This window comes from Dermacoccus sp. BD5 (genome assembly GCF_044878485.1).
Taxonomy (GTDB): Bacteria; Actinomycetota; Actinomycetes; order Actinomycetales; family Dermatophilaceae; genus Dermacoccus; species Dermacoccus nishinomiyaensis.
The window spans coordinates 1-12,838 of record NZ_JANJER010000008.1; the positions used below are offsets into that span (position 1 = coordinate 1).

The 12,838-nt window shown below is 66.3% G+C and carries 5 protein-coding genes; all 5 read right to left on the minus strand.

Annotated features, from left to right (window positions below; all coding sequences use genetic code 11):
- Positions 1–62: 62 nt before the first annotated feature.
- The gene (locus tag NQ706_RS07520; protein ID WP_404360675.1) at positions 63–1,136 is read right to left on the minus strand and encodes a DEAD/DEAH box helicase; all 1,074 of its coding nucleotides are present in this window, start codon (positions 1,134–1,136) and stop codon (positions 63–65) included.
- A complete protein-coding gene (gene brxD / locus NQ706_RS07525; protein ID WP_038566396.1) occupies positions 1,133–2,464 on the minus strand; it encodes a BREX system ATP-binding protein BrxD in 1,332 nt (443 codons plus the stop codon). The genes NQ706_RS07520 and brxD overlap by 4 nt, the downstream gene beginning before the upstream one ends.
- A complete protein-coding gene (gene pglZ, locus NQ706_RS07530; RefSeq protein WP_404360677.1) occupies positions 2,461–5,295 on the minus strand; it encodes a BREX-2 system phosphatase PglZ in 2,835 nt (944 codons plus the stop codon). Before pglZ ends, brxD begins: the two co-directional genes overlap by 4 nt.
- A complete protein-coding gene (locus NQ706_RS07535; RefSeq protein ID WP_038566393.1) occupies positions 5,292–9,113 on the minus strand; it encodes a DUF6079 family protein in 3,822 nt (1,273 codons plus the stop codon). The genes pglZ and NQ706_RS07535 overlap by 4 nt, the downstream gene beginning before the upstream one ends.
- 82 nt (positions 9,114–9,195) lie before the next feature.
- Entirely contained in the window at positions 9,196–12,837 is a 3,642-nt protein-coding gene (gene pglX / locus NQ706_RS07540) for a BREX-2 system adenine-specific DNA-methyltransferase PglX (RefSeq protein ID WP_404360679.1), read from the minus strand.
- Position 12,838 lies beyond the last annotated feature (1 nt).

Genomic DNA, 12,838 nt, shown 5'->3' on the forward strand with positions numbered 1-12,838 from the left:
TCCTCAACTTAATCCGTGCTGATTTGGTTCACTTTGGATGGTGCCTGGCGGCCGCCGGGCTGTCATCCAAAGTGAACCAGGCCCCTTATTCCGCGAGTCAGTGGTTCACCTTGGATGGCGAATGACAGTCGTTGAAGAAGCGACGCGACGGTCCCCGGAGCACCAATCTGAATGACGTGATCGAGGTCTCCGACATCGATGCCCAGTTCCAGCGTGGATGTCGACACGATGACGCAGTCACGGGCCTGAGCGAATGCCTCTTCCGCCCGGCGGCGCTCATCGATCGACAGCGACGAATGCGAGACGAACGTCTGGACGTCGAGATCACGCAGGCGCACCGCGACGTCCTCCACCGTCTTCCGCGAATCGCAGAAGACAAGGCGTTTACTGCCCCGATGCAACGCCGCAATCACCTTGGCTGCGTTCATGGGCGAGCCGACATAGTCGAGCGTCAGTTCAGGCGATGACGCCGCGAGCGCCGCGGGTGCCACAACGCGGGCAGGCCGATGACCGGCACTGCGCCCCTGAAGCCAATGGAGCAGTCGCTCGGGGTTTCCGACTGTCGCACTCAAACCCACCCGTTGAAGACGGCGTCCGGCGATCTGCTCGATGCGATCGAGGAGCGCGAGCAGGTGCCAGCCGCGGTCGTCCCCCGCGAATGCGTGCACCTCGTCAATGACGACGGCACGCACATCTCGAAAGATGCTCGTGCCGGTGAGCGTCGAGGTCAGCATCGCTTCGAGCGATTCGGGCGTCGTCAGCAGGACGGCCGGCGGTTCGGCGAGTTGTCGGCGTCGCGCGCCCGCCCCGGTGTCGCCGTGGCGGGTCGCGACGCTCCGGCCGATCCACGCTGCGTACATCTCCAGCCGTGGCTGCAGGTTGTTGAGCAGCGCCTTGAGCGGGCACAGGTACAGCACCGATTGCCCATGCCACTCTTCGCTCGCGACGCGCGTCAAGAGCGGAAACGCGGCCGCCTCTGTCTTGCCCCCGGCCGTGGGGGCGAGCAAGAGAGCATCTTCGCCCGCAAGGACAGGCGCCACGGACTCATCCTGCAGGGGTCGTAGCGACGACCACCCGAGCGTGTTGACGACATGGTGCTGCACGCTCGGATGGAGTGCGTCGAACCCGCCACTCATAGGTCGAGGTCGATGTCGTCAACGGTTGTGGCGCCGGCAGCAACGCTTTCTTCAGGTGTCATCTCGCCGCTGCCTACGGTCAACGCGTAGTGAACGCGCGGGTCGAAATCATCGAATTGTTCAACACGGTCGAGGACGTCGGCGACGAGCTTCTTGAGGTACAACCGGGGCGCGATGCCTACTTTCCCCCCGAGTTGCCCGGTGACCGCGTAGGCGAGGGCGCGAAGGTAGTCGTCATCTACGGCAGCAACACGCGCGCTGCCCTGGCCGTGGAGATCTCGCACTCGGCAACCGAGTTCGACGAGTGATTCCGGGGTGAAGCCGGGCAGGCGCACCTGAATGGCCCGGGGGTTGTCGAAGCGGGCATCCGTGGAGAAGTCCGTGGCGAGTCGTCCTGCGAGCGGCGGCAGACGGGGCACTCCACTGGGCCCGTCAAAAAACGCCGGCGTACCGGTGATGACCAGATAGAGCCCGGGAAAGCGTCCCGCATCGATCTCGTCGACGAGTTGGCGCAGCGCGTTGAGGGCCTTATCGCGGACATCGCCGCGGACGCGTTGCAGCGTCTCAACCTCGTCGAGCACGAGGAGCAAGCCCGGGTGACCTGCATCACGAAGCACCACGAGTAGCCCTTCGAGGAAGGCCATCGCGCCGAAGTGATCGAGATCGCCTCGAATACCAGCTGCGCGTTTCGCTGAGGCACCGACCTGCGGTTGCCCTGCCATCCACGCTGCGAGGCCTTCAGCCGTTGCCGCATCGCCCTCCATCGTGGCCCGCTGGTACCCACGCAGTGCTTGCGCGAACAGTGGTGAGCGTTGGCTGACACCGCGCAACCGCGATTCCATCAGGATGCCTACGGCCTGCGACAGCGCGTCACCGTCCTCGGCGAGCGCCGGGTCGGCCTCGATCGCTTCCTCTTCAAGCCCGTACAGCCAACTGTCGATGATGGGGCGAAACGCGCTGGGCGTCACCGATGCCGTACGCAGAGATTCGGTGATGCGCCGGTACACCGTTTCCAGACGGTGCAGGGGCGTCTGCGTTTCGGAGATCTGCACTTCGGCCGTCGCGAATCCGCGCCTGGCTGCGCGCTCGGCGAGGTGGCGGGTGAAGAACGTCTTTCCTGCGCCGTATTCACCGCGAATGGCCTTGAACACGGCCCCGCCTGTCGCGACCGTGTCGAGCTCTTCATCGAGCGCGGCGTCAAAACGATCGAGGCCGACCGCCAGTAGATCGAGCCCGCTTTCGGGCACGGTGCCGCGTCGTAGCGCTGCGAGGACATCCCGGCGTCGGCGCGCCGATACGTCAACGGGTGGGCGCGGGGGTTCACTCATCGAGCCACCTCGAATTGTTCGGCGAGTAGGCGGGTATCGAGCTCGATGATGCCTGAGACGGGGTCCATCCGCACGATGGGATAGCCCTCGACGTTGAGCAGTCGCTGCAGCTGTGCCACGGCACCACCGAGGCGCGCAACGTGGATTCCTAGGGTGCTGGCCAGCTGTTCGCGCCGCATCCTGCCACCACGGGCGGCCGCTTCATCGATGAACCTCTCGAGTTGCTCGGCATTCAGCGCGACACGGCCCGCGCGTTCTACTTGAACGACGTAGATGGCGCTGCTTACGACGGCTGAACCCAGCGTGGGCTTGCCCCCGGGGCGTATTGCACACTCCTGCTCTTCGTCAACGGGACGCGTCAAAGGGGCCTTCGAGGCCACATCTGCCGGACGTTCCTCGGCCTGTTCCGTCGCAGTGAACAAGGTGTTCGCATCTCCCGGGATGGCGTGGTGCGTCCATTCAACCGCTGAGGGCGTTTCACGTGAAACAGCTGACGCGCCGACCCACCAGGATGGGCCTTGCGATCCTAGCTCCTGCGGGCCCGGCAGAAGTGGGCGGTTGACGGGTGCCAGCACGATGACCGGGACGATGACTTCGGCTGCACTCGCGCCCCCGTGATACCCGGCCTTGAGCGGCCCGTAGCGCAAACCCTCGTCGACGGCGAGGGTGGCTGCGGCATCTGCCCCCGTCTTGTCAACGACGCGCCTGCCCGCAACGGCGATCTCGTCTTCCGCCACCTCGCTGCTCACGCCCGAGGGAGCTGTGCGTGAACGCCCGCTCGTCATGTCGGGGTAGCTGCGCTGCTTGCCCACCCTGCGTTCGATGACGTGGCCGTGGTCAGCGGTGATGATGACGGCGCGGCCCGCGGCCCGCGCCCGTTCGAGAAGCGCTTTGAGGTGCTTCACCTCGGCGGCACCCCAGTGCGTTCCACCAGGATCACTGCGATCAAGGGCGTCATCGATGGTGTTGAGCACGATCGCGATGAGGTGGTCGTCGCCGTCGATCGCGGTTGCGACGGGCTCGGCGACCCTCGCACCGAAGGCGAGGGTGTCCACGTCCTTTTTGTGGAACAACGCTCCCGTGATGCCCTTGTGCGTGAGCAGTGCTGCGAAGTTCTTTCGTTCGCGGGTCTGATCTCCTGCCTCAAGCCGCCCGGAAAGAAGCGAGCAGCGGCTGACCTCCGTCAGCGTCGGCAACACGGCGACGGCGGCCGCACGGGCCGGCCCGCCGTCGATGGCGAGCTCAACCCATCCATCGTTGGTGACGTCGGTGATGATCTCGTTGGCGGCCGCAGCGCTCATGCCGTCGAGGACCAGCATGAGCGCCCGCGTCTCTCGTGCGAGCGGGATGACGATGTCGGGCAGGACGTGCTCGAGGAAGAAGACGCTCCCCTCCGCCGAGCTGACGCCGGTGGCTGCGTGAGCCGAAGCGCCGGCGCGCGCTGTGACGTCGGCGAGCGCGCGGGCGAACATCCGGTCGAGCACGACGCGGCGCGCGAGCGCAGTGTCGATGACGGAACCCAACGCATCGCTCAGTTGGGGGTCGGTGACGCCCACGGAGGCATCGTTGATGGCGGCGTCGGCCCAAGACCAGTCGCGCAGGTGCGCTGTGCTGTAGTGGACGAAGGCCGCGTCGCCGACCGCCGCGTCTGGTGTGGCTTCAGCGAGCCAGCGGCACAGTCGCACGCCTGCCTCGACCGGCTCGCGCACCGCGCCGAGAGCACGCCGATCACGGTGCGATTCGGTTGCCGCCCAGGCGTTTTCGACAGCGATGAGGTGGTCGGGCAGCGGATCACGGGCGTGACGCTCCATGGCGCGGGCCAGCACGGCAAGCCGTGCGTCGAGGCCGGCACGCAGCAGCGTCGAGTCGGCGGCGAGCGCCGAGGCGCCGATGTCGCGCAGGATGACGTCCGTGCGTTCGAGTGCGGCGTGGGCGCGGTCGCTGCCCCCGGCGGTGAGGTCGTCTTCGATGAGCGCGACCGCCGCCAGCCCGAGGGCGCGTGAGCCGGGATTCTGCGATCGGACAAGCCCTAGGGACGCGTCGAGTCGGCTCCTGGCAGCGTGTGTCTCCGCCTGCGCGGGCGCGTTGTCGAGGGTGTTCAGGGTGAGTGCGACGGGCACGAGGTCTCCGACACGGCCTTCACCGAGCAGGTGATTGACGAGAGGTGCGGCGGCGCCGGTGAGATCCGCCATCCATCGCAGGGTCTCGTCGGCGAGGATGTGCGCCGTCGTGTCGCGTAGTCGACGGATGCGGGCGGTCACGTCGGGCTGCATCGACCAGCGCATGAGGCCCATCGTGTCGACGATGTTCGCGTCGAAGCCGAGGTGTCGCTCGGCGACCGCGCGCATGAGGTGGTCACGCGTGAGCACACCCGCGGCGGCAACCGGCCATCCTCCGTCCTCGATGCTGGGTGTCGCGTGCAGCACGGCGGCGGCGAGTTCGCGCTGGTGCGGTGTGGTGATGAGCGCTTGGTCGAGGCCGGTCGCGCCGAAGGCGGCGCGTACGGCGTCCCACGCGTCGGGACTGCGCAGCCGCGCCCAGACGAGGTGAGCGCAGATGCCGGCACCGAGATCCTCCTCGCTCCGGTCGGTGACGATCGCTGTCCATCCCTCGGCACCCCGCGCTTCGATGATGTGTTCGCGCGCTGCGAGGGCTGAGACCGCGGGCCGGATGCGCACAGGCTCGCCGCGGTGCGTGCGTTCCTCGGTTCGAGTGAGGGTCGGGTTGCCGCGCAGCCCGATGATTCCGCGTCGATAACCCTTGGCTTTTGCCTCGTCGATGATGGCGAGCGCCATCGAGGCATCGACGCCCGCCAGCGCTGCCGAACTCATTCGTCAACCTGCCAGGTGACGGTCACGACCTTGCCGGGGTGCGCCGCAAGGAAAGCGTTGAGCTCATCGACGACGTTGCCCGCCTCGGCGCGGGTGGCCACGCGGCGGGTGATGGCCGGTGCCGCATCGTGGGGGGTGGCGTTCTCGTGCGATACGGGGCCGGGGACGGTGGGGACAGGCGAACCTGCTGCGGGGGCACCCTGGCCGGCAAGCGCGGCTGCCGATGCCACCCTCATCCACTGCCAGGAAGCCTTTTCGAGGGCCTGGAGTGCCTCGCTGAGCGAGGTGACGAACTCGTCGTCAGCCAAGATCTTCTTGAGTTCTGCCACGTGAGCAGCGGCCTGGTCTGCATGCTCCCCCTCGCCGGCGCTGGCGGCGTCAAGGGTCACGAACCTTTCCCAATCGAAGCGACCCAGGGCGCCCCCCACCTGAGCTGCTGTGGCGAAGGACTTTCCCGCGGCCGTGAGGCTGGAGGTGAATTCGGTCGACGCAAGGTGGTCGACCAACGCCACACCCTTGAGCTGCGCGGCAGCCTTGGCGAGTGCCGCCACCTCACGAGCGGTGGTCAGACGCGGCCCGTCATGCAACCCCCGCTTGAGGTACGCGCTGTCGAGAGCCTCGACCAGCTCACTCTGAGCCTCGCCTGCGTCGCGCAGCTGCCCGAGCACGTCGCCTTCGAAGATGGCCAGCGCACTCGCCGTCACGGTACGCCGGACGGGCCGTGCGCCGAAGACCTGCTGCGCCAGCGTGGTGGCCTTCGCCCAGTTGTCCTGTGACGGCAGCCGTTCCTGCCGCAGGGCGATGTGATCGCTCAGTTTTCCTGGTTCGAGGGCCTCCAGCGGCTCCCCGGAGGGCGTGCGCTGACGCAGCGCTGCCCACGCGATAACGATGAGGTCGACGGCGGCCGCGGGCAGGCCTGCACCCTGCGGCGTTGAGCCGATCCAGCCGCGCAGTTCACCGACGGTGACGGGCGCTGCGGCGTCCGTGCCGCTTGATTGGGCACGCTCTCCGAGCTTCTTCTCGATCTCGACACCCCAGGGCGTGAACTGGTGGTCGCCGAAGACGAAGTATTGGTCGTTGACGGCGCCGACGCCGAGGGGTTTGGCGATGCGCTGGATGCTGCCTGCGTTGAGGCCGGCGAGGGGGGCGCGTTTGGTGTCGTCGTCCACGGCGCGCAGCACGGCCTCCGCTACGGCTCGGAAGTCGCGCACCTTCACTTCCCCGCCTGCTGCGTCGAACCGCGGGTGCTCCGGGTAGGTGCTGCTGAACGCGCGGTCGATCAGGGTGTCGAAGGCGCCCTTGAGGTCGGTGCCGTCGAGGGCGACGAAGCCGAGGGCCGTGTCGAGGGACGTCACGGTGTCGGTATGCGATTCGTCAGGATCGATGACGCCGGGCTGCGGGTCGGTGACCCCGTACGCCTGCTTGAGGGCGGAGGTGATGGAGTCGCGCAGGTTGGTGCGTTGACCTTCGAGGATTCCGCGGGCTTGCTGGCGGTCACCTTCGCTTAGGTGTTCGGCGTTGGTGCGCCAGCGTTCCTCGCTGGCGAGCAGCCACTGGAGAATGACGTAGCGCCGCATCTTGCGCAGGGTCTCGTCGCTGACGAATCGCGGCAGCCAGACAAAGGTGCGACTCGTGAAGCGGGCGGCCTTCATGGTTTCGAGGCGGCGGCGATCCTCGCTCGAGGAGTGTCCGGCTGTGTCGAAGGGGTGGTCGATGATGACGCGCCAGGTACCGGGCGCAGCGCGGAAGTGGTCGTCGGAGAGCCACGAGTGGTCGCGCACGTTACCGAAGATGACGTCCACCCGACGACGGGTGCCGCGCCAGATGGGCTCCAGCGCATAGGCGCCTTGCATGTCCGCAGACGCTCCGTCCGTGATGCCGATGGCGCCACCGACGAAGGTGCGGATGAGTTCGCGGCGGGCTGCGTCGGTGTCGGCGTGCTTGGCGCGTTCGACGATGGATTCGTAGTCGACGTCCGCGAGCTGCACGCGGATGACGGCGTCGCGGCCCTCACCTTCGATCCGGATCTCGGGGATGACCTCCGCCCATTTGCGCACGGTGGCGAGGACGATGCTGGCTTCGCCACCGGCGAGGGGCGAGACGATGGATCCGTGGTTCAGCGCAGCGAGGCGTTGCGGCGTGAGGTTCTTGAGCGCGTGCACTTCAGGTGCGACGGCGGACATCAGCATGGTCTTGGCGAGCCGCAGGTCGTTTTCGACCGTGCGGCGTGCCATCTCGTCAGCCTCCGCGTAGGCCTGCTCGGTGGAGAACCCGCGGTGGTTCAGAATCGTGGGGTAAAGCTTTTCGGTGTAGAGCTTTTGCGCGGAGCGGAACAACGCCGCGGCCTGTACGTCGAGGGGCTGGCCGCTCTCGCTCTGCACGATGAGGTCGAAGGCGTCGCCGACGGGGATGACGTCATCGACCGTCAGTGTGTCGCGGCGATCGACGAGCATGCGCTGCATGACCTTGAGGGCCGTTCGTTCTCGTTGCATGACGCCGGCGAGGCTGCGCAGGGTCGAGATCAGGGCCGGCGAGAACGGGTAGGTGAGCTCGAACGCCTTCTCGTCGGCGCCGCGGTGGTTCTCGTCGGTGTTGATGCCGTCGAGCAGCACATCCCACACTGCGGGGCGGCGTTCGATGCCCCTGAACGCCTCGCGCAGCGTCGCGGCGGCCTTTTCGTCGTGCGGTTGGAGCAGTCGCTGGTTCGCGACGTAGGGCAGGTTGTCGTCTCCAAGGGCGATAACGCTGAAGCGCCCTTCTTGGTGCTTGAAGGCGCGGTCGAGAGCTTCTTGCTCGGAGCCGCTCGCACCAGAATCGGCGAACCAGCGGCGCAGATCCATCTGACGCGCGACGAACGACACGATGGGGATCGCCCGCCCGCCGACTGCGGATTCGACGAGTTTGGTGAGCTTCTGCGCTTCACGCTGGAAGAACGTGGTGTTCGTGACGCCGAACGCGAGCCACAGCACCAGTTCGTCGAGAAAGAGGATGACGGCGTCGTAACCAAGCTTTTTCGCGTGCGCCGAAATGGCCGCGAGGCCCGTATCGATGTCGACGTACTCGCCCTGCCGCGCGTACGAGCGGAAATATGTACGGGCCAGCGCAGCGACAAGTTCTTGGCGGCTCTCGCTGGCGGCGCTCGCCGCCCGAGCTTCGGTGTAGCGCTGCGCGTCCCACGTCGCGGTGGCGAGCACCTCGTCCCAGACGGTGTCGTCGGCCCACGGGTCGTCCGAAGCTGCCTCCCCCGCAGCCTCGGCGGCGGCCATGTCGCCGTTGAGGCCGGCGAAGAAGCGCTCGTCACCGAGGGTGCGGCGCATGGTGTCGGCGTCATCGAGCAGTGCATCGGACTTGTACAGCGCCGGCAGCGGGGCGCCAGGGTGCATTTCTTGGATCTGGCGCAGGTAGCCGTCAAAAAGCGCCTGTTCCATCGTCGTCGCACCGAGCAGGTGGAAGGCGAGCGGCAGCACCTTCGCGTCCTTCAACGCGTCCTCGTGTTTCGCGATGACGCCCTGCAACCCTGCCTTCGCGCGCGCAGCAGGCTGGTGGGTGAGCATCGCGTGCAGCACGGCCATGAAGTGCGACTTACCGGAGCCGAACGAGCCGGCGAGGAAGGCCCCGCGGCTTTCGTGTGTCTGGAGGGCATCACCGACGAGGCCGAGCGCTTGGTCGAAGGCCTGCTCCAGCGCAGGGGTGACGACGTAGTTGTCGAGCGTTCGCTGCGTCGCGTCGTCACCGACGGAGTCGGTGAGGCGCAACACGTAGTCGTTCGACGTCACGCGGTCGGGGATGTCGATGACGTCGCGCAGGTATTCGCTCATGGTGTGCCCCTTGCTGTGCCGCCCGGCGGGCGATCACGGTTGGTGCGGGTTGGCTCGGTTGGTTTCGAAGTGCAGTGCGACGTCAGGTCGTGCGTTTGCGTCGGCCCCGCGTCGCGGCGGCGGGCCGCCAAGCGCGCAGCTGATCGGGGGTGAGGCCGACCTGAGCGGTGCGCTCGCGCAGCTGCTCATCGAGGAAGTCGGCGAGGTTGACGCCGAATGTCGGATCGAGTTCGTCGTACCACTGGCGCACCCAGGGCTGAAGCTCGACGAGGCCAGCGACGAGCGGCACGAGAGCTTCGGGCTCCCACCCGTCGTCTTCACGCTCCGCAATGACGCCGGCCAGCGCCAGCGCCTGCTGGGCGTGGTTCCATCCCGCCCAGCCGAGCAGCTCGGTGGGGTCGGTCGTGCGTGAGGCGCCGGGATAGGAGATGAAACGCTCCTTCGGCACGTCGAGCTTGCCGCGGTGCGACCAGTAGGACGTCTTGCGGAAGTCCGCCGTCGTGTACTTCGGTGGCACCGGAATGGTGCCGACGTTCTCACCGGCGTCTTCGCGCCGCTGCAGATCCCACGTGTGCTCCCACGCCTCATATTTGCGCAACCCAGAATCTTTGAGCCGGTGCGCGGCGAGGTAGGGCACGCCCTCGGGCGCGAGCAGCTTGACGAGCATCTCCGTCGTGCTCGCGTCGCGGCGTTCGAACCACAGGCGCAACACATCGAGCACCTCGGCATCGCGCTCGACGCGGTCGCTGAGCTGAGCGACGGATCGCGCGACGGGCCGTCCCTGCGCATCGAACCAGTACGTGCGCGCTTCGAGCCGGTCGAGCAGCCACGTGCGCAGCGCACGTTCGACCTGCTTCTCCCACGGCTCCCTGGCCCAGCGACGCTTGTACTCCGGTTGCTCGAGGAGCCGAATGAGCGGATTGTTCTCGATGGCATCGAGCCGGCGCTGCACGAGCGCGCGGTACCCTGCGGGCCAGTGCTCGGGGATCTCGGTGATCGGTGTCGAGCCGTGACGGCGGAACCAATCCGTAGTGGCTCGCGCTCCTCCATTGGCCGGACGCATGCTGCGGCCAAGCACAATTTCAAAAGCGCGTTCGCCGAGCTTCACACGGGGTACTTCTACGCCGGCATCGGCGCACGTCAGATCGACCTCGTTCTCGTCGAGCAACCCGTAAAGGCGGTAGCACTCCCAGTCGAGTTCTTCCTGCTCCGCGATCATGCGTTCACGGACAACGCCGTAAGCAACCCGCGCGGTGTCGAGCATCCGCTGCGTCGGAGTCTCGTGCCCAATGAGGGCAGGCGGGGTCTGAGCTGCCAGCTTCTGGGCGAGGCTGTCGAGGCGACGACCCCGCTCCAACGGTAACTTCCCCGGGAGCGGAAAATCCTTCAACGTGGTGCCGGTGAACTCGTAGCTATCGAATGCGGGGTCGCCTGTTACACGAGCGCCCTTCGTGTCGGTGGAGTCTCCCTTATTGTGGCTGTTCTGCTTGAGCCAGAAACATGCGGTGGACGAGTTGAGCACGCCGAGCAGTTCGAGGTGCTGATCTTCCGTCGCACCCTCGGGCAGCTTGATCACCGGCGCCGACTGCTTGAATACCTTTCCGCCGCGATCCAGTACGAAGTGGTTGTGCGTAGCGACGAACGCGAACGTGATGGTCAAGGGCGTCTTGTAACGCCGCGCTACGAGGCGGTACCACCCCCACCAAGGCTTTCCAGACGATGCCTTCGTCTTGCCATCGAAATCAGTGGTGGAGCCCAACGGCGTACGAAGCGGCCACATCCTCCGCCCCCAGTCATCAGACTGCCCCAGTGCCAGGAGGTCATATTTATCGTCATACGGAAAGAGCGCACTGAGCCCCTCCGCGATGTCCCAGTCGCGCACTACGTCCCCGGTAACGACCGGCTTGATAAGAGATTTGGGGACAGTGCGCCGGAGCTCCGAATCACAGCTAAAAAAAGAGTCATCGGAACCGGGAAAACTGGCAAAACCGACAGGCCCATCCAGCAGGGCAGCCAGCTCTACCCCCGAATTAGCATTAAGGCGCTCGACAACGAGCGGAGCGACCCCGCCCGTGAGATTCCACGGATGTTGCTTCAGAGACGAGCGCTTTATATCGTCTACGCTCACATATTCATTCTCGAAGCCCGCGTTGCTGCTCTGATCGTGGATACTCGACCAGACCAATGCTCGCGCGGGGTCAGCGGGCTGCCCTGGCTCTCCACGCTTGCCGAGCACGGCTCGTACGGTGCCAGCGACAGGAGCGCAGTGACGGCCCACGACGATGACGGTGGGCGTACCGTGACCGGGAATATAGGCGCCCGAAGTGTCGGCAACAAGCCGCAGATCCTGACGAGGCAAGAACTCCTCGATCAGCCTGCTGCCGAACTCGCGCTTCATGAACGAGTTCGACGTGATCTGGCCAACCCAGCCGGCCGGTCGCTCCTGGGGTTCCATGGCAGCAACCCCGCCGCTATCCGGGCGCCCCGGCGATCCCGTGCGGGCCAGGTCAAAGAAGCGCTCCATGAACGGCACGCTGAGCGCGTAAGTACCCTTACACGTCGGGTAAAGCGCGCGGTAGCGTTCGTTGAGCACCTTGTCTTTGACGGTGATGTACGGCGGGTTCCCGACGACCGCGTCATAGGTGCCCGGTTCAAGCAGGCGGCGCAGCAACGCAGCGTCCTCGGCGCCCTGCTCGAAGAGGCCAACCGCGTCCGCGCCGTCGAAACCTTGCCCCGCTCCGCCAACGAGCGCGTTATCGCGGCCGTAGAGCAGCGAGTCACCTGCTGCCAGGTTGAGATCGAAGTGCAGCGCATTCTGCAGGGAGGTGAGACCACACGTCTGCAGCGCAGCGACGATGAGGCGGAAGCGCGCGATAGCGATGGCGAACGGGTTGAGGTCGACACCGACGACAGAGTCGAGCGCCTTCTGGGCACGCTGCTCCGGCGTCAGGGAGGTGTCCTCCTCGGCCCACCGCTGCTCGAGACGCGCGTACGCACCGAGGAGGAAGTGGCCTGAGCCGCACGTCGGGTCAATGAGGCGGAACCCCTCGAGCGGCCGCTCGGCGAGCGCTGGCTCCATCGTCTGGTCCAGGATGAACTCTTCGACGAATACGGGCGTCTGCAACAGCGCGAACGTCTTCTTCGCGTACTCCGAGAGGTCTTGGTACAGATCGCCGAGAAAACGCGTGTCGAGCGAGTCGTCACGAAAATCCCACACGAGTGCGCCGTCGTCGCTCTGCTCACGCCAGAACTCGATGATGCGCTTCGCCGCCTCACCGGGCAGCTGCGCGAAGTGAATCGGCGAATGCCTCTCCACGAGATCGCTCGTGGCCTTGACATCACGCAAGGCGATGCGCGCTGAGTCGAGCCACGCGAAGTCGGTCTTCATCGGGTTGGCGCGGGCGAAGTCAAGCTGGGCATCGAGTGCTTCCTGACGTCGTTCACCGTGACCGGTGAACCAGGTGTCCTCGAGCAGCTCGTTGTCTTCACAGAAGCGCACGAATACCGTCATGAGCACCCACGCGACAGCCGTCTGCGTCACCCGATCGTCACGCCACGCCTGCCACGACAAGCTCGTGCGGTTGGCACGCTGAGCCGAAGCGTAGGCCTCCCGCCACGCCGTACGCGTCGTCCCATCGGCTTCCACCCACGCACGCAGATCAGCTTCGGTCGAAAGCACGAGCTTCTTGAGGGCCGGCGTCAGCGCAGACGACGAAACGGGCACG

Bases quoted from the DNA above. Each gene is read 5' to 3' on its own strand.
- NQ706_RS07520 (WP_404360675.1), bottom strand. From the start codon at position 1,136: ATGAGTGGCGGGTTCGACGCACTCCATCCGAGCGTGCAGCACCATGTC.
- brxD (WP_038566396.1), bottom strand. From the start codon at position 2,464: ATGAGTGAACCCCCGCGCCCACCCGTTGACGTATCGGCGCGCCGACGC.
- pglZ (WP_404360677.1), bottom strand. From the start codon at position 5,295: ATGAGTTCGGCAGCGCTGGCGGGCGTCGATGCCTCGATGGCGCTCGCC.
- NQ706_RS07535 (WP_038566393.1), bottom strand. From the start codon at position 9,113: ATGAGCGAATACCTGCGCGACGTCATCGACATCCCCGACCGCGTGACG.